General features: G+C 50.8%; 27 protein-coding genes, 1 tRNA gene and 1 pseudogene. 4 read left to right on the top strand and 25 right to left on the bottom strand.

Annotation, left to right across the window (positions count from 1 at the left end):
- Positions 1-9 precede the first annotated feature (9 nt).
- Positions 10-531 carry a fimbria assembly protein gene (gene sfmF / locus AM329_RS11755; RefSeq protein ID WP_032608684.1) on the top strand — a complete coding sequence of 174 codons (522 nt, stop codon included), beginning with the start codon at positions 10-12 and terminating at the stop codon, positions 529-531.
- A 50-nt stretch (positions 532-581) separates the two neighbouring features.
- Here sfmF and fimZ read toward each other — a convergent pair whose 3' ends face one another.
- The 3 genes from fimZ to AM329_RS11740 all read right to left on the bottom strand — a co-directional run bounded on the left by fimZ (position 582) and on the right by AM329_RS11740 (position 3,427).
- Entirely contained in the window at positions 582-1,214 is a 633-nt protein-coding gene (gene fimZ / locus AM329_RS11750) for a fimbria biosynthesis transcriptional regulator FimZ (RefSeq protein WP_003858901.1), read from the bottom strand.
- 809 nt (positions 1,215-2,023) lie between these two features.
- Positions 2,024-2,740 (bottom strand): response regulator transcription factor, encoded by a 717-nt coding sequence (locus AM329_RS11745; protein ID WP_022650524.1) that lies wholly within the window; start codon positions 2,738-2,740, stop codon positions 2,024-2,026.
- A 24-nt stretch (positions 2,741-2,764) separates the two neighbouring features.
- A complete protein-coding gene (locus AM329_RS11740; protein ID WP_032608685.1) occupies positions 2,765-3,427 on the bottom strand; it encodes an EAL domain-containing protein in 663 nt (220 codons plus the stop codon).
- Between the two features lie 303 nt (positions 3,428-3,730).
- Between AM329_RS11740 and AM329_RS11735 the strand changes: the two genes are divergently transcribed.
- Positions 3,731-3,807: transfer RNA gene (locus AM329_RS11735), tRNA-Arg, on the top strand.
- A gap of 15 nt (positions 3,808-3,822) precedes the next feature.
- Here AM329_RS11735 and AM329_RS11730 read toward each other — a convergent pair.
- The 18 genes and pseudogenes from AM329_RS11730 to AM329_RS11655 all read right to left on the bottom strand — a co-directional run bounded on the left by AM329_RS11730 (position 3,823) and on the right by AM329_RS11655 (position 10,633).
- Positions 3,823-4,980 carry a site-specific integrase gene (locus AM329_RS11730; RefSeq protein WP_223831790.1) on the bottom strand — a complete coding sequence of 386 codons (1,158 nt, stop codon included), beginning with the start codon at positions 4,978-4,980 and terminating at the stop codon, positions 3,823-3,825.
- Positions 4,863-5,198 (bottom strand): helix-turn-helix domain-containing protein, encoded by a 336-nt coding sequence (locus AM329_RS11725; RefSeq protein WP_071886183.1) that lies wholly within the window; start codon positions 5,196-5,198, stop codon positions 4,863-4,865. Before AM329_RS11725 ends, AM329_RS11730 begins: the two co-directional genes overlap by 118 nt.
- A 105-nt stretch (positions 5,199-5,303) precedes the next feature.
- The gene (locus tag AM329_RS11720) at positions 5,304-5,534 is read right to left on the bottom strand and encodes a hypothetical protein (RefSeq protein WP_032608689.1); all 231 of its coding nucleotides are present in this window, start codon (positions 5,532-5,534) and stop codon (positions 5,304-5,306) included.
- Positions 5,535-5,542: 8 nt separating this feature from the next.
- Positions 5,543-5,782 (bottom strand): DUF4222 domain-containing protein, encoded by a 240-nt coding sequence (locus AM329_RS11715; protein ID WP_032608690.1) that lies wholly within the window; start codon positions 5,780-5,782, stop codon positions 5,543-5,545.
- Positions 5,760-6,074, bottom strand: a complete 315-nt coding sequence (locus tag AM329_RS11710) for a phage protein NinX family protein (RefSeq protein ID WP_306173477.1) — start codon at positions 6,072-6,074, stop codon at positions 5,760-5,762. Before AM329_RS11710 ends, AM329_RS11715 begins: the two co-directional genes overlap by 23 nt.
- On the bottom strand, positions 6,071-6,289 hold the full coding sequence (locus AM329_RS11705) for a TraR/DksA family transcriptional regulator (RefSeq protein ID WP_032608692.1): 219 nt from the start codon (positions 6,287-6,289) through the stop codon (positions 6,071-6,073). The genes AM329_RS11710 and AM329_RS11705 overlap by 4 nt, the downstream gene beginning before the upstream one ends.
- Before the next feature lie 120 nt (positions 6,290-6,409).
- Positions 6,410-6,571 (bottom strand): annotated as a pseudogene (locus tag AM329_RS11700) (DUF1382 family protein); the annotation flags it as partial.
- Entirely contained in the window at positions 6,568-6,768 is a 201-nt protein-coding gene (locus AM329_RS25800; RefSeq protein WP_127341288.1) for a hypothetical protein, read from the bottom strand. The gene AM329_RS25800 and the pseudogene AM329_RS11700, both read right to left, overlap by 4 nt.
- On the bottom strand, positions 6,765-6,983 hold the full coding sequence (locus AM329_RS11695; RefSeq protein WP_032608697.1) for a hypothetical protein: 219 nt from the start codon (positions 6,981-6,983) through the stop codon (positions 6,765-6,767). The genes AM329_RS25800 and AM329_RS11695 overlap by 4 nt, the downstream gene beginning before the upstream one ends.
- Positions 6,980-7,531, bottom strand: a complete 552-nt coding sequence (locus AM329_RS11690; RefSeq protein WP_032608698.1) for a phage N-6-adenine-methyltransferase — start codon at positions 7,529-7,531, stop codon at positions 6,980-6,982. The genes AM329_RS11695 and AM329_RS11690 overlap by 4 nt, the downstream gene beginning before the upstream one ends.
- Entirely contained in the window at positions 7,528-7,695 is a 168-nt protein-coding gene (locus AM329_RS25890) for a hypothetical protein (protein ID WP_164088318.1), read from the bottom strand. Before AM329_RS25890 ends, AM329_RS11690 begins: the two co-directional genes overlap by 4 nt.
- Entirely contained in the window at positions 7,692-8,120 is a 429-nt protein-coding gene (locus AM329_RS11685) for a hypothetical protein (RefSeq protein ID WP_032608699.1), read from the bottom strand. The genes AM329_RS25890 and AM329_RS11685 overlap by 4 nt, the downstream gene beginning before the upstream one ends.
- Positions 8,117-8,797: a lambda exonuclease family protein gene (locus tag AM329_RS11680; protein ID WP_032608700.1), complete on the bottom strand. Its 681-nt coding sequence runs from the start codon at positions 8,795-8,797 to the stop codon at positions 8,117-8,119. The genes AM329_RS11685 and AM329_RS11680 overlap by 4 nt, the downstream gene beginning before the upstream one ends.
- Positions 8,794-9,639 carry a phage recombination protein Bet gene (gene bet / locus AM329_RS11675; RefSeq protein ID WP_032608701.1) on the bottom strand — a complete coding sequence of 282 codons (846 nt, stop codon included), beginning with the start codon at positions 9,637-9,639 and terminating at the stop codon, positions 8,794-8,796. The genes AM329_RS11680 and bet overlap by 4 nt, the downstream gene beginning before the upstream one ends.
- Before the next feature lie 18 nt (positions 9,640-9,657).
- Positions 9,658-9,942 (bottom strand): host nuclease inhibitor GamL, encoded by a 285-nt coding sequence (gamL, locus tag AM329_RS11670; RefSeq protein ID WP_032608703.1) that lies wholly within the window; start codon positions 9,940-9,942, stop codon positions 9,658-9,660.
- A gap of 72 nt (positions 9,943-10,014) precedes the next feature.
- Positions 10,015-10,224 carry a cell division protein FtsZ gene (locus AM329_RS11665; protein WP_000607101.1) on the bottom strand — a complete coding sequence of 70 codons (210 nt, stop codon included), beginning with the start codon at positions 10,222-10,224 and terminating at the stop codon, positions 10,015-10,017.
- Complete coding sequence (locus tag AM329_RS25885) at positions 10,221-10,379, bottom strand: hypothetical protein (protein WP_023294196.1); 159 nt, start codon at positions 10,377-10,379, stop codon at positions 10,221-10,223. The genes AM329_RS11665 and AM329_RS25885 overlap by 4 nt, the downstream gene beginning before the upstream one ends.
- The gene (locus AM329_RS11655) at positions 10,376-10,633 is read right to left on the bottom strand and encodes a hypothetical protein (protein ID WP_050596946.1); all 258 of its coding nucleotides are present in this window, start codon (positions 10,631-10,633) and stop codon (positions 10,376-10,378) included. The genes AM329_RS25885 and AM329_RS11655 overlap by 4 nt, the downstream gene beginning before the upstream one ends.
- A 278-nt stretch (positions 10,634-10,911) precedes the next feature.
- On the opposite strand from AM329_RS11655, the gene AM329_RS25880 reads away from it, so the two are divergent.
- The gene (locus AM329_RS25880) at positions 10,912-11,385 is read left to right on the top strand and encodes a hypothetical protein (protein ID WP_042862569.1); all 474 of its coding nucleotides are present in this window, start codon (positions 10,912-10,914) and stop codon (positions 11,383-11,385) included.
- Between the two features lie 506 nt (positions 11,386-11,891).
- Entirely contained in the window at positions 11,892-12,089 is a 198-nt protein-coding gene (locus AM329_RS11645; RefSeq protein WP_032608706.1) for a hypothetical protein, read from the top strand.
- 158 nt (positions 12,090-12,247) lie between these two features.
- Here the strand turns inward: AM329_RS11645 and AM329_RS11640 are convergent, their stop codons facing one another.
- The 4 genes from AM329_RS11640 to AM329_RS11625 form a co-directional block, all read right to left on the bottom strand.
- Positions 12,248-12,604, bottom strand: a complete 357-nt coding sequence (locus tag AM329_RS11640; RefSeq protein WP_025760147.1) for a hypothetical protein — start codon at positions 12,602-12,604, stop codon at positions 12,248-12,250.
- 117 nt (positions 12,605-12,721) lie between these two features.
- Positions 12,722-13,147, bottom strand: coding sequence for a hypothetical protein (locus AM329_RS11635; protein WP_032608707.1), 426 nt, complete (start codon positions 13,145-13,147; stop codon positions 12,722-12,724).
- Entirely contained in the window at positions 13,144-13,602 is a 459-nt protein-coding gene (locus tag AM329_RS11630; protein ID WP_032608708.1) for a type II toxin-antitoxin system HicB family antitoxin, read from the bottom strand. Before AM329_RS11630 ends, AM329_RS11635 begins: the two co-directional genes overlap by 4 nt.
- The gene (locus AM329_RS11625) at positions 13,599-13,844 is read right to left on the bottom strand and encodes a type II toxin-antitoxin system HicA family toxin (RefSeq protein WP_032608710.1); all 246 of its coding nucleotides are present in this window, start codon (positions 13,842-13,844) and stop codon (positions 13,599-13,601) included. The genes AM329_RS11630 and AM329_RS11625 overlap by 4 nt, the downstream gene beginning before the upstream one ends.
- Between the last annotated feature and the right edge of the window lie 141 nt (positions 13,845-13,985).

Below are 13,985 nucleotides of genomic sequence, written 5' to 3'. Positions count from 1 at the left end.
GGAGCAGATATGCGAAAGGGAATACGGTATTTAGCCGTCGCGCTCTTTGCGCTTTGCTCCCCTGCACACGCAGAGACGGCGCTTGGGGAAATTAACATTCAGCTCTACGGCAATATCGTGGATTTTACCTGCGTGGCGGAGGGGGACGACAGCAATAAAACCGTCACGCTCGGCACCTGGCCCACGAAACAGCTCCGCACAACGGGGAGCCGGACGCAGCCTGTGCCGTTCACCCTGAAGCTGACCGGATGCCCGCCGGGGGCAGCTTCGGTCACATTTACGGGGAAGATGGACGGGCATGATAACAGCCTGCTGGCGCTGAATGATGCCAGCGCGGCCAGCAACGTGGCCGTGGAGATCCTTGACCGGGATAAAACGCGCCTCGCGTTGCAGCAGGCCAGCCAGACGGTGGCGGTGGATGCGCAGGGAAATGCAGAACTGTCGTTTTATGCCAATTATATCGCCACGGCGGATAATCCGCAGCCGGGCCGGGCTGACGCCGATGCAACGTTCATGATCAATTATAATTAATCGTATCCACTCTCCCTGTGACGATTATATGTTGCAGGGAGAGAGAGGGATTACAGTAATTCGTGCGCTTTCGCGTAATCAATTAATTCAACGATACTTTGCACGCCCAGCTTGGAAAAGATATTAGACTTATGGGCACTAATTGTTTTGTTGCTAAGTAATAATTGATCCGCAATCTCCTTATTAGATAATCCGTTCGCCAGATATCGCAGAACCGTCACTTCACGATTCGATAATGGCATATCCACAGCGGCGCCCGTCCGCGAGCCCAGATGGTTTATAAAACTTAATGTTTCTGAAGGGAAGAAAGAATAGCCCGTCAGTATCATTTCCACCGCGTTATAAATTTCCCCCAGATCTTTTCGCTTACTGACAAAACCATTTGCCCCGGCGCGGATGGCGCGTCCTGCGTAGAAGGCTTCAGATTTTGAAGAGAGGAAAAGAACCTTAATGTCTTTATTTAAGTTCCTGATTCTTTTCAGTAATACGAACCCATCCGTGCCCGTCATTTCAATATCGAGAATGACCAGGTCAATGGGGTGGTTGCGTATACAGTCAAGCACTTCGTGGCTGTCGCCTGACTTCAGTTTGACCTGGATGTTTTTATTTTTCTGTAGCAGGACTTCTATCGACATTCTGACGATAGGGTGTTCGTCCATAATGATAACGGATGCCGGTTTCATTTTTTATGCCTCAGATTGTTAAAAGCGTTATGCTGAGTTTTGTTAAAACTCTCGAAAAGCCGGAAGGATAATTGCGCAGATCCTTGTACGGTAAATGTCCCTGGGAAGAGCGAAAGCATCCTTGTTTACGTAGTGGTGATATCAATGCCTCAGCGCAGTTATCTCATAAGGCTGGTTATGGCAAAATGATTTTTCTTATTCGCGTGTCAAACACGTCTTATTATACCGTTTAAGTATTGTCCGAAAAGCCTGTAAATTAATATCCATATATTGCTGATTATTATGTTCTGGATCTGAATCACTAACTTTTTAAAATTAGCAAAAATGTCCTGATATTGCATTTACCACACACTTTCATCTTTATGTAATAACAAAAAATAAACGATTTTACTGTATGTTAAATGAATGTTAACAGTAAGCGGGCTGTGACAACCAGCATCCCGCCTGCCCGCCATCCCTGAAATCCGCCATTTCGTGCGTCATCTCTCCGTTTCAAACGTCTCCTGGCAAATTGCCGTTCCCAACAACAGAACAGCACTATCTGCTGTTTTCTTCACCTCTCATCGCATTCTTTTACAGGTAAATCGCTTGTTTTTACACCATTATCATCCTGTTAACGGAAGCGCCAGAACCTTAACGCATGGATAAAATCACTCTCGTTGAGCGTACCAGCAGCATTTCGCATGGTTTAAGGTCAAGAATTAGGAATAGTTATAAAATCGAAAGTTTTGTTAAAAAACACAAAAATTTAACATGCATCCTAAGTAATTTCCTAAAGGTCTTTAGGAATTAAGAAGTTACTGAATACGTTAATACGTGAAATCTGAGAGGTTGTTGAGAAGATGTAGCAACTCATGACGATGATTCAGTCCAAGTTTCGCCAGGATGCAGCTGAGACGGTAAATAATGCGGCTATATGGGCGGTTCTGTAACTGCGCGATCTGACGCAAGGAGCTACCCTGTGACAGCGCCTGTAAGATCGGCCATTCATCCCGTGAAAACCACTCTTTGCGGTTGCCGGCGGGTGCCGGTGCTTCCAGCAAGGTTTGTTGCATAGCCAACGCCGTAAGCTGGCGTTCAAGCACATGAAAAGGGCCAGCCGCTTTACAAAACAGGCGAGCATCATAATCATCGGCGCGGACGAGCAGGTAGGGTGTCAGGTAGGGGGCGAACAGGCTGTGGCGGCGTAATCGGTCCAGCAGGTCAATGAGCGGCGAGGCGCGGCTTTCAATGTCAACTACCAGACGCGATGAAGGCCAGTGATTTAAATCACTGAGAGCGGCATCAAGCGTGGAATAGTCGCAGCAATTGCTCAGGGGCGACTGCCCGCTCAGAAAACCGGAACGGAAATAATTATCCTGTGTGACCAGAATGATAAAGGGAGCATCGGTTTTGCGGGTCTGGTTGATTGACTGGCTCAAATATTCGAGACGATCAAAAAATGGGAGAGCAAAAGGCGAGTGCGTAGAACCCAGTGAATCACTTCCTGTCCGACGACGCCGGTAACGGCGTACTGTCATTCGCATAGCTTCCCTCTTGGCGATGACCGTTCAGTCCTCCTGCCATCTCCAGGATGGCCAATAATATCCCTGACCGAAGCGCGCGCCAGCATGAAGCGCGCATGTACGGTCCCGTTCTGTTTCAATGCCTTCAATAAGCACATTCGCAGCAATTTTTGAACAAAGGGTGACCAGCTGTGTCAGCGCCGGCGTTTCACGTAAACGCCAGAAAGCGATCTTATCGATTTTTATTCCGCATAACGGCAGGCGACAGGATAAAAATGCTTGCCCTGACGCTTCATCAATATCATCCAGCCAGATCCGGTGTCCCCGCGCGGTCAACTGCTGAAGCGCACAACTCACCCTCTGACGTACCGGGTCTGAGAGTGAAAAGAACGAGGCAGGTTCCACGAGTTCAATGTTCAGCGGTGGGCTGTTAAGTTGCAGTAAACGCTGGAACATTTCCGGTATGGTCAGAACGGTTATCGGCAAATTTATGAAAAGGTTGTCACAAGGGAAGGGGTTTTTTAACGCGGCGATCTGTGCTTCCAGCAAAACAAGCGCCCGGGTGGCTGACCAGTCCTGGAAAAAGCTTTCGCTTTGCTGATGCGGCGACAGCACGCTGAGCACTTCGGCCCCCACCGCGCGTGAAGAGGAGAGGGCGACAATAGGTTCAAGCTTAATGCCTGTAATGTCGTGTGAGATGTGCTGCACGCACGAGGGAAAACCTGTCTGCTCTGGCGCTGTCACTCCGTCGTCCTGTTCACTTCCAGCCTCCAGGCGGCCGGGATACCGCAGGACAGTGTGAAGGTGAAGTAAACAGGAAAACAGCAGGCGTTACTTAAAAGCGGCTAAGCCTTTTCGCAGCCCGTAAAAGAGGGATAAATGTTGAAAAAACAGCCGTATTTACAATCAGCTAGTCATTATCGCCAGAGAAGGCGGAAAAGGCATTGACTCACTACGCATTGACCGTATAATTCCAGGCGTTTCACCACCGCGAAGTACACTCTTCTCCGTGCGCCCTTAGCTCAGTTGGATAGAGCAACGGCCTTCTAAGCCGTAGGTCGTAGGTTCGAATCCTACAGGGCGTGCCATTCAAAAACAGGCGCTTACGCCAGTTTCAAGCCAGCCTGATTTTCTCCTTGTGTCGTATTTGTGTCATGGTTGCCAAAAATGGCATCAATTTTCCGTGCGTGTTCGCTTAAGTGGTTCGGTGCCAGGTGAGCGTATCGACGGACCATTTCGATGGACTCCCAGCCGCCCATTTCTTGCAGAACGGACAACGGCACGCCGGACTGAATTAACCAGCTCGCCCAGGTATGCCGGAGGTCGTGAAAACGGAAGTCCTCTATACCCGCTCTTTCCAGTCCAATGCGCCAGGCGACATTGTCATCCACTCGCATTTTTCGGACAGCCGGAGTGACGGTTTTATCCGGGCGCGTTGATGGCTTCGTGTGAACGAATACCCACCTGGAACTTTTCCCGATCTGATCCCTTAACACCCTGCATGCGGTATCATTCAGAGCCACGCCGATAGCCTTGCCCGCCTTCGCGTTCTCCGGATTTACCCATGCAACCTTTCTCTGCATATCGACCTGCTGCCACTCCAGATCAATGATGTTGGAGCGGCGCAGGCCGGTTGCCAGTGCAAATATCACCACCGGCTTTATCGACTCCGGCATGCAGGCAATTAACCGTTCTGCCTCGTCCCTGGTCAGCCATCGGATGCGTTTGCTGATCGGCTTTTTCGTTTTTATAACCGGGGCCGTTTTAATCCAGCCCCAGTCATTAGCCGCAGCCTTGAACAGAGATCGCATGAACGAAAGGTGCTGGCTCTTTGTGGCCTGGCTTACCGGTTTCTCAACATAAGGAGGCGGTTCCTTCCCCCGGCGTATAGCCGCGTCCCTGCGCGACTCCCAGACCTGAATATGCTTACGGTTGACCATCTTCGAAACAGCCTCATGAACCTGATCAGCCGTGATGGTTGAAATATCCCGGCCGGAGAAATGCCGCAAGAAATATTCTATTTTGGTTTTATCGTCATCGAGGGACCGCTTATGCTCCTTCTCGCGGATCCACCTGATGCAACATTCCTCAAACGTCCTCGTCGGCAGCTCTCCAATTTTATCAACCCGCCACGCTTCAGCCTTCAGCTTGTCGTGCAGCTCCTGCGCTTGTTTCTTGTCCCCCGTACCAAGAGATCGTCTAATTCTTTTCCCTGACGGCGTAACGAAATGACAGTGCCAGACGCCGCCTCTGAGGGTGATTGACATAAAATTTCTCCTTTATGTTCACCCGCGCTCGCAGGAACAGGATCGCGCGGGTCATGTAAATACGCAATACAGGCGACGTCGGTCGTTCGGTATTTGTTCCCGATCTTCTTCCCGGCCAACTGCCCCGAGTCGATAAGCCGGTAGACAGTTCTCGGTGAGGTGATCAGTAGTTCTGCCGCCTGTCTGGCTGTCAGTGTTTTTGCCTCAACCATGTATTTCCTCCAGGCAAAAAGAACCCGGCGCAGGGCCGGGCAAAAGGGATCACGAGGTGGCACTTTCGCACCCAATAGCCAGCTCATAACTGGCTATCAGTTGCGTCAGTCGTCTTCATCTTCGTCCCAGTCCTCGTCGTAATATGGCGAGGCGAGAAGGGGGTTAGTTGCTGAGAGAATCTCTCCGGCGGCGCCCTGCCGCTGAAGTCGACGAAGTGCTTCGTAAAGCTCAAATGCCTCGGTTCGCTCGTCACCTATATCGAGGGAGCACGCCACTTTGTGCGCCTCGGTGACCAGGGTTGATAGCTGGTTTCGGATGTCCTGAATGGTGCTCATAGTTCTCCTTACGCCGCACGCTGGGCGCGCAGCTTCTTCAGGTGTTCTGCTGTTTCGATTTCTTCGGCGATCCGCTCGGCCTGTGCTTTGGTCAGTGGCTCGAATTCATGCTGAAAGCGGCCCATGCTGGCGATGCAGGTGCGACCGTTGCGGATGTAGTGGATTACTTCGTGGGTAGTGCGGAGGATTTTGCAGGGCGCGCCGTGGGGATCGGCATACCAGGTATTAGGCTGTATTATCCTGAACATTGGCTGACTCCTGCATCATGAGGAAGACAATCATTGCGGCACGAAGTGGGTTATCGTTAAAGCTATATGCATCGTTGGGATGAAAAGCCTCGGCCCCCCAACCGCCTCTTTTGTCCGCTTTGCTCATTGCGTAAATGCTGATTTTATTTGCGGTGATAATCGGCCATGCGTCCGCCGGGTTGTTGCAGTAGTCTCTCAGGCCGTTTTGGGCAGCTATTTTGTTTGCGAAGCCCTGAGCGCCACCAACAAGGACGTTAATATCTTTGTCAGTCAACTTGCTGTAATCCATCATATCCCCCTCTGCTTATTCTTCAGTTCAATGACAGATTGGCACTCCGCGCACGTCTGGCAGCTGGGAACGGCAGCGCGCCGCGGCTCGGGAATTGGTTCGTCGCATTCTTCACAACGCTCAGCTGATACTGCGTTGCGATTGAGGCGGTGAGCGGAAAGGGCAGCGTTACGCTGAAGCTCTTCAATCTCTGCTGCTGTGTCGATGATATCGGCCATGGTCAATGCTCCCGGAACTGTCGGTTAATACGGTTGAATGTGAACGCCAGCAATAAAAAAGGCCGCTTTAGCGACCTGGTGATTAGTGCCTTCATGCAGCACCGCCTTCATTCTTCTCGGCTTCGACCGCCTCTGCTCAAGCCGTCGCGATAACTCGGCGGCCAGCGTCTGGAATTCTTCCTCGGTCTCCACCGGAATCGGCACGAAGCGAATCCCGATGTGCGCCAGATGGTTGGCTATTTCGAGGCTTTTCCTCAAATCAACTGGAGAGGCTTTGTTCATGCGGCACCGCCTTGCTCACCGACCAGAAATGCACAATCCTTCTTGTGCTCGTTACAAGACCAAACAACTTCGTCATCGCCACGGAAAATATTCATTTCCACGGTCGTTTTATACTTCGCCACTGCACCGCATTTGCATTTAGCGGAGGTGTTTTTGCTTTTGGCTGACACGCTGCCAACCCTTGGATATTTGCTCACGATTCCACTCCGAAGCGGCGATTAAGCCGCCCTGTGTATACGACGAACTCCAAGAGGCTAACTCCCAGAGCTTCAATTTTCTTGTGATGCTTATTGATGATGGGAGGAACCGTTTCGTTCCAGTTAGGCTTTGGCTTCTTGCGCATGGCCAGCTGGATTTCCTCGGTGCAGCGGCGGCAGGCGGCGCGGATGGCGTTTTCATTTGCTGGCGTCATGCGGCCTCCCGACGGGCGAGAAGTTTCGCCCCGAAAGCCATCAGCTCGTCCCGATCCACAGTTGCGAAGTGGCAGTGTGTTCGCGGGTACGGTCGCCAGATGATAAGCATCGACCCTTTGTTGTTGCCGCTTACCGGCTTACCGGTGACCGGGTTAATAAATGCCAGCCGCCCAGCGGTGATGAAGCGAACCTCGCTGGCGGTCTGGATCGCCTCATTAAACCAGCCAACCGATGTGTCTGCCGGAACCAGCATGACCGTGCCGATCTGATTTGCGCTTTCGGTAGCGGCCTTCTTAACGAACGGTGTGATGTCGCTGTATGGCGGGTTCAGCCAGACGTAGCCGGGAACATTCAGGTAATCAGCCCAGGGCGTCTCCAGTGTGTTCTGCTCGGCGGTGATGAACTTCCGGCACAGCGCGTTATGAGGCGCCGCGGCGGCATCCAGCTGGAAGCAGAACTCAGCATCAAGGGAGGCGAAGAGGACTGGTGGAGTACGCCAGAGATCGCGCTGATCCGCTGGAGTGTTGCTGCCGGTGAAATCCGTCATATATCCTCCCGCTCCGGATCGTTAACATCCCAGCCATTACGCTCAATATTGGTTTGCAGCCGCTTATCCCCGACCTCTTCAATGCTGCAGCCGGTAATCTCCGAGACTTCGGCGTTTGAGTGTCGCCACAGCAGCGCCAGCTCTTCGAGTGACCATGCTTTCATAGCACTGACTCCATTTCGTCGATGTAGAGGCCCTGAGCAATCAGGCGGCGACGGCGGGCTGCACGTTCAATGCATTCCTTCCGTCTACCTTCCTGCGACTGCTCTATTGCGCGCCGGGTGAATAGCCGCGATTTACCCTGTGGTGTTACGACTTTTGGCTTCGTGACCAGGTCGAATGTCCGGTCGCAGATGCCGTCCTCGTTGAGCCATTTTTCAGACTCAACGATCTGTGCTATCTGTCCGGAGCCGCGGGTAATGCCGTTGGCGACCCGGTTAAACTCAATGAGCGTTACGCCAAACTTCTCAGCGATTTCGCTGCCGGTGACCGGGCGGCCGCGCGTCTGAATCATCCAGATAACGCGCTCACGAAGGCCGGAGAATTGCCCGGTTCGTCCGGGCCTGCGGTAGAAGGGTGTGCGTTTCATTTCCACTGTTCCCCGAACGTGAAACCGATCTCCGCCAGCGCCTCGTCCATCTTCTCGATGAACTCAGGCACCATTTCATTGAAATCGGTCATGTATTGCGGATCCCGCTCAACGACGATGTGGTGAATACCTTCGCGTTTCATGCGCGGGTCGTAGTTGGCAAAAAACCAGGCGTCTTTCCCGGTCACCCACATGCTGTACTGCACCTGGGCCATATACGCAGACTTGATGGCTTCGAAACCGCCAAGGCGGAATTTCATGAAGTCGCGGGAGGTGAACGGGCATTTAAGCTCAAGACCGAACCCGTTACTGCACAGGCCGTCAGGGGAGCATGCGGTGCGCATGCTCTCGTCACGGAACAGGATCGGAGACTCCGTGACTTTCACGTCGGTGGTGAACTCGAAGAGGGTGCGGGCGTCTTCCTCGTACTGCTTGCCCCAGGCCAGCGCCTTCGCGTTAACCTCTGGTGCGACGCCGGTGCATACCTCAGCGAGTAGGGTGTGGAAGTAGGACATTTTCATGTCTGTCCATTTCTTTCCCGATCTTGGCTTGGCGATGACGTTATGCACCTCGGAGGCTGTGATAACGCCGAGTCGCAGCCGGTGCCATGCCTCGTCGCCTTGCTGGATAGTGGTTACGTCAATACCGGTCCGGGCAAGGATAATTTCTGGTGTCATGCTGCCGCCTTAGCCCTTTTCTGAAGGAAGCCAAACCCTTTCTGCGCCTCTTCTTCAGTGAGTTCTGACGCCTCAAGGATTTGCCGCTTGAAGATGTCGCTGCAAAGAGGAAGAAAGTCTTGCTCCATGTCCTTACCAAGCTCTTTCAAAAGATTGGTAATGGACTGGATGGTTTCTTCGCTTGCGGCTGGTGGAAGCGCTTCTGTAGTGCTGCGCGGCGTGACGTCACGGATATCAACGTCCAGTAATTTGCCTTCCATTTCTTCGGCGGTGGGCTGCTGTCCAATCTCAGGCCATGCCTTACGCAACGCCTGGGCTTCTGCGCATTTCGCCAGCTGTCCATACGGGCGCTTTTTCCACATCGCGTTCGGCGCCGTGGTGTCGCGGCCGCCGGTGGCGTAGTTTTCAATCCAGTATTCTTTGGCGCTGAACTCGACGATCTCTCCGCTAGGCATGCGCTTGTAGACGGTGTATTTGCACCACTGAGGGAAGGTTACCTCGACACCAGAAAGCGTCTGCGTCGTGTCTGGACCGAACTCTGGTTCGCGGGCACCGGCATAATCACCTGATCGGTCCGCCTGAATGCGGTAAAGCCCGATGCCCGGCATTACCACGTCACGCCATTCGCCTTTACCTGTTTTCGAGTCTTTAACGTACATCGGGACGAGGTGGACAGGTTTGAGCAATGGGTCCAGTTGGCGGGCGCGACAATAATCAAGCGCCATCATTACCGATTCGTCTTTCGCGCCAGGGTAGATGCTGTTCTTCAGCGCGCTCCAGGTGGAGACGTCGACGCCTATCTCCTGAAGCGACGTCGCTGTGATTGTTAATTCGTTTGCCATCGTTAATCCCCTCAAAAATTAAAACGGGCAGCCGGTACGGTGTTCCCAGTCGTATTCCGCCTGGGCGTAAGCAACTGCCGAAATGAAATCGTTGTAGGTCTCGCCAGCTTTATCGCTGCGAAGTCCTTCGTATGGGCTGGTGTCGATCGGGACCGTGAAGTGGAAGAGGCCGGACGGTTCTTTCGGCATCATGTCGATGATTTCCCGTGCACGGTCGCCGATCCACTTCTCTTTCTCGTCGTCGAGCTGCTGTTCAACCCAGCGCCGATCTTCGATGCGGTCGTAAGTGAGGTATGCGTTCATGGCTGAACTCCTGAAATTTGGATGTGCAGATTCCGCCCGCATTGAGCTAGGCCGATCGGTTGAATAGGGTGGTTAGTGCTGGATAGGGTTTCCGTGACCGTCCAGAAGGACGTCAATCACGCAGTCACTGAGGCGGATGATTTCTGCATCGGTGTGCAGGTACACCCATTTGCGCTCCTGAATGACTGCTGAGACGCGATAGGTGCGGCCTTCATGCAATGCCATCATGCCGGGCGTGACGCACTGGCGAATGAGCGGGGTGGTGCCGTAGTGATTGATCATACCTTCACCTCAACCTGTTCCAGGAGGCCAGCGATATGCATCTGCCAGCGGTTCAGTGTCAGCTTGTCGCGCGGTGCTGATACCGACGTCAGCTGCCACTCGTTATCGTTAAGCTTTTTGGCGGTGTACTGCTTGCCGTTGTGGGTGACTGTCATGATGCCTCCCTGGCACGCAGCATTGCGTCAGCAATCTGGTATGCTTCGGTTGCCGTGCGGTCATCGCTACACAACCAGTCAGGATTCGCTAATCGACCCTGCATGGCCTTAGCCGCGAAGTAATCTCGCATCGTCATGCCACTAAAGTTAGCTGTCTTACCAGGAGCCAACTCAATGCCGAATGTGTTCATTGTCTCGCTGGAATTGTTAACAAGTACGTATGGAAATGCTGGTCCGCCTGCCTGAATTTTCATAATCATCTCCGCGCTTAAGGCCGCGCCGCCGAACGTTAAACAAGACTTCTGCGCTAATGGGCGGTGGATGGCCGCCGGTTGTCATAACTAAGCAACCTCTTTGAAGTTGCTGAGGTATGGCCGATAAAAAACCCGCCGGAGCGGGTCTATTTGATGCGTCTTACTAACTGCCCCTGGACATTCACCCCGTCACCCGGCTGCAGCCTCCATAACTCTGAAAGTTGCAGATCCGTCCATGCGCGAAAATCAATCAACTCACGCAAAGAAAATCCTTTCTGATGATTAACCTCAAATTCTGGCATCGCCTTACCCTCTGTCGTTACCCGCTGATGCGGGAGAAATGCTTTGTGGTGCAGCGCCGGGTGCTTATCTTCCGGTTGCCGCCGATGCAGCTGCAATTCACTGCACTACAAAACATTCCAGTTGGTGCCGGGATATTTATCCGCGCCCGGCGCGCGCTTTCCCGCTATTCCCCAACAGCAAGAAATCGCTTACTCTTTAATCTCCCCAACAGTAGAAAGGATATATTCATGCAAACCATGCGGACCGTGTGCCCTGACTGCGGAAGTGAGATGTTCAACCAGCCCGATGATTTTGACTTTGAGACAAATTTCACCGGCGTCAGTTGTGCTGACTGTGGTCGCGAAATCACTAAGGACGATGTTGTCAATCAGGCCACGGACACGGTCAAAAAACAGATCGATGACATGCTCAGGAATTCCCTGAAAGGAACTGGCTGGAAGTTCAAGTAACTTTAAAAGCTCCCCGAACTGAGTGAGAACCTCACTGGCGTCTACGTTAAGCAGTAGTGGCGCCGTTTTTTTATCTGCCATACACACTCCTCTCTTTGTTTACCGTCAGCCCCTCGCAAAGAGCTGCTGGTAAAGCTTCCCCGATGTTCGGGAACTGAGCAGCAAACCATTCCGGTGCGGAGTCCTCTTCGTGTGCTATACCCGCCACGCGTTACACACCTGCCTCAATCCCATTGGGCGCCATTTCAATTTGCCAGGAGCGCTCCGGGTGATTTGCTGCTTGGTTGAATTCTTAATGAGCAGGCGACTTGCTGTCCGCCGCTGGCTAACTTCGCTCAGCTGTCGATGTTTCGTTTCGATGGGTTAAAGATAACCTTAGTTATGAGTGATGGCAATAACCTAATTTATAATATCAATCACATAAGTTATAAATTAATGATAACTAAATGAATTTATTTTTGTAAATCATGAGTGCTATGCTTAAAAAAACAGCAGGAGGGATGTGCATGGTTCTGGATGAAGAGCGTATAAGCATGAAAATTCAGGCGATGGGGCGGGCGGTGATGGAATTGTCACTGGCTGATTTACCCATGACCCAGCAAAACATCATCGACAAGCTGAAGCAGTACCGGAAGGAAACAGGAAACGTGACAGGGAAGGGAGCTGACAGGGATGCGGCTGAGATAGTGCGGAAAGGGCAATAAAAAAGCCCGCACGGGGCGGGCAGGTAGTGTTGCGATAGTTATTGTTATCAGCTTCAGGCTGAATAGTTATCAGCTTCAGGCTGAATAGTTATCGGCAGAATGGCGGATAGCTTTATGGGTGGGCAATAAAAAACCCGGCTCAATGGCCGGGCCTACTTTTAGCTGGCGTTCTCACAACCAGGTTGACCGCGGTCGATCACTTCAGTGCCTTCGATAACAAATCCGAATTTACCAAACAGGAAGGAGTGGTTGAACTGAGTAACAACTACATCAGAAAGAGCAACAGAGCATTTGTTCTTCTCAATTGCACGGTCGATAGCCGTTTTTACATTCGGGATTCCCAGAGGGAAAATCACGACTGGAGCAGAGTCTTCTGCGGTTACGCGAGCGCCTTTGACGAAATTGTTTGAGTTAAGATTGTAGTTTTTAGTGCTAGCCACAGTCAGATCAGCTACACGTGAGCTACACCCAGCTAACATCATTACCCCAAGAGCTAGAGCCAAAACCTTTTTCATTTTTTGTTTCCTTTGATTGCAATCGGAAACATCTTAACATAAAGCTAGGGCTTTGGAGATCACCTGTTCTAAGGGCTTTCAGGCATTAAAAAACCCGGCGCGGTGGCCGGGTTTAATTTAATTTATCTTTCTATGCCAAGGAAAGGTAATGGTGTCAATCACTGTATGGCGAAGCACTGACTCTAGTGCTAATTTACCTGACAAAAACAAGTAGTTTTCAAAGAACCATAAGTTCTTTTCAATATCAGATTCTTCAATTCCCTTTTCGGAGAGGCATTTAAATCGCATTGAAAACGAAACCTCACACTCAAAGGCTAAATTTTCATCCGAATAATCTTCCGTGGCTTCGCCGTTATAAGCCTTTAATATAGCCGTGGTGTCCAGGAAAAACTCATGATTCCCTTCATTTTCTTGAAGTGAGGAAAAATTAAGCCCCTTATAATCAACATTAAATCTACCACCGTCTGTATCAGATTCATCACGTTCAACAAAACGAGAAGATGTGATATCAAAACCATTAAAATGAATGTCTTTGATAATCAATGATCTAACCTCCCTTCACCAAGCGCGCTCCATTTGTAATCCGTGCGCCTTTTGTTTGAAGTAGTAAAATGAGCTTTCGATATAGCGGCAAATGATTCTAAATGATAATGAATCTCTCTTTTTGTGCTCAACTTTTCCGCTACAGCCTGCTTTACGAACTCATTAAGTTTTATGCCTTGCTCAATAGACGCAAGATATGCCTTTTGATGAAGCTCAGATCCAATCCTAATGTTGAACGTTCCACTCATGGGCTTCTCTGGTATTTTTCCTATGGCCTCACAAGTTTCAATGTAGTCGTCAACCGCCTCTCGAAAAGCTACTTCTAAAGCAGGGATTGTTTCAGCTTCATAAGTCACAAGATCATTAATGCATTCTATTTTTCCATGGAGAATCTTATCTTCGTATGAAAGATCAATGCTGCCACAAAAGTCTTTATATTTAAGAATGCCGCTCATAGGTTATCCAACTCATCAAGTACAGATTTAACATCTTTAAGTGAATACTGCTTCACTATGCTCCCTGGGTGGGGACAGTGAATATTGATCAATCTTTTCTCCGCGTTAACGAATTTCCTCCTTGATCCCGACCCATTGAGAACAACAAAACCATAACTCTTCAGCAGTGTTACTAGCTCATCCCACGTAAAATCTTTGGGTATTGTACCTAAACGACTTCTCAGCTTCTGTTGTTTACTCACAGTCAGTATATCCTTGCCTGTAATAGTAGCAACTAAAAAATAGTTGCATTTCTTTTCACTTTTCTCAAGCAACCCCACTCACAAACGTAAAACCTAACCGTAACGAAGTTACTGTAACCATATGAAATACAGAATATAATC

Origin of the sequence: Enterobacter cloacae complex sp. AR_0002, assembly GCF_001922365.1 — a bacterium.
Taxonomy (GTDB): domain Bacteria; phylum Pseudomonadota; class Gammaproteobacteria; order Enterobacterales; family Enterobacteriaceae; genus Enterobacter; species Enterobacter hormaechei_C.
This window is presented reverse-complemented; position numbering and strand designations above follow the sequence as displayed.

Coding starts and splice junctions, on each gene's coding strand:
- sfmF (WP_032608684.1), top strand. CDS start 10: ATGCGAAAGGGAATACGGTATTTAGCCGTCGCGCTCTTTGCGCTTTGC.
- fimZ (WP_003858901.1), bottom strand. CDS start 1,214: ATGAAACCGGCATCCGTTATCATTATGGACGAACACCCTATCGTCAGA.
- AM329_RS11745 (WP_022650524.1), bottom strand. CDS start 2,740: ATGCGAATGACAGTACGCCGTTACCGGCGTCGTCGGACAGGAAGTGAT.
- AM329_RS11725 (WP_071886183.1), bottom strand. CDS start 5,198: ATGGTTGAGGCAAAAACACTGACAGCCAGACAGGCGGCAGAACTACTG.
- AM329_RS11720 (WP_032608689.1), bottom strand. CDS start 5,534: ATGAGCACCATTCAGGACATCCGAAACCAGCTATCAACCCTGGTCACC.
- AM329_RS11715 (WP_032608690.1), bottom strand. CDS start 5,782: ATGTTCAGGATAATACAGCCTAATACCTGGTATGCCGATCCCCACGGC.
- AM329_RS11710 (WP_306173477.1), bottom strand. CDS start 6,074: ATGATGGATTACAGCAAGTTGACTGACAAAGATATTAACGTCCTTGTT.
- AM329_RS11705 (WP_032608692.1), bottom strand. CDS start 6,289: ATGGCCGATATCATCGACACAGCAGCAGAGATTGAAGAGCTTCAGCGT.
- AM329_RS11695 (WP_032608697.1), bottom strand. CDS start 6,983: ATGACGCCAGCAAATGAAAACGCCATCCGCGCCGCCTGCCGCCGCTGC.
- AM329_RS11690 (WP_032608698.1), bottom strand. CDS start 7,531: ATGACGGATTTCACCGGCAGCAACACTCCAGCGGATCAGCGCGATCTC.
- AM329_RS25890 (WP_164088318.1), bottom strand. CDS start 7,695: ATGAAAGCATGGTCACTCGAAGAGCTGGCGCTGCTGTGGCGACACTCA.
- AM329_RS11685 (WP_032608699.1), bottom strand. CDS start 8,120: ATGAAACGCACACCCTTCTACCGCAGGCCCGGACGAACCGGGCAATTC.
- AM329_RS11680 (WP_032608700.1), bottom strand. CDS start 8,797: ATGACACCAGAAATTATCCTTGCCCGGACCGGTATTGACGTAACCACT.
- bet (WP_032608701.1), bottom strand. CDS start 9,639: ATGGCAAACGAATTAACAATCACAGCGACGTCGCTTCAGGAGATAGGC.
- gamL (WP_032608703.1), bottom strand. CDS start 9,942: ATGAACGCATACCTCACTTACGACCGCATCGAAGATCGGCGCTGGGTT.
- AM329_RS11665 (WP_000607101.1), bottom strand. CDS start 10,224: ATGATCAATCACTACGGCACCACCCCGCTCATTCGCCAGTGCGTCACG.
- AM329_RS25885 (WP_023294196.1), bottom strand. CDS start 10,379: ATGACAGTCACCCACAACGGCAAGCAGTACACCGCCAAAAAGCTTAAC.
- AM329_RS11655 (WP_050596946.1), bottom strand. CDS start 10,633: ATGAAAATTCAGGCAGGCGGACCAGCATTTCCATACGTACTTGTTAAC.
- AM329_RS25880 (WP_042862569.1), top strand. CDS start 10,912: ATGATTAACCTCAAATTCTGGCATCGCCTTACCCTCTGTCGTTACCCG.
- AM329_RS11645 (WP_032608706.1), top strand. CDS start 11,892: ATGGTTCTGGATGAAGAGCGTATAAGCATGAAAATTCAGGCGATGGGG.
- AM329_RS11640 (WP_025760147.1), bottom strand. CDS start 12,604: ATGAAAAAGGTTTTGGCTCTAGCTCTTGGGGTAATGATGTTAGCTGGG.
- AM329_RS11630 (WP_032608708.1), bottom strand. CDS start 13,602: ATGAGCGGCATTCTTAAATATAAAGACTTTTGTGGCAGCATTGATCTT.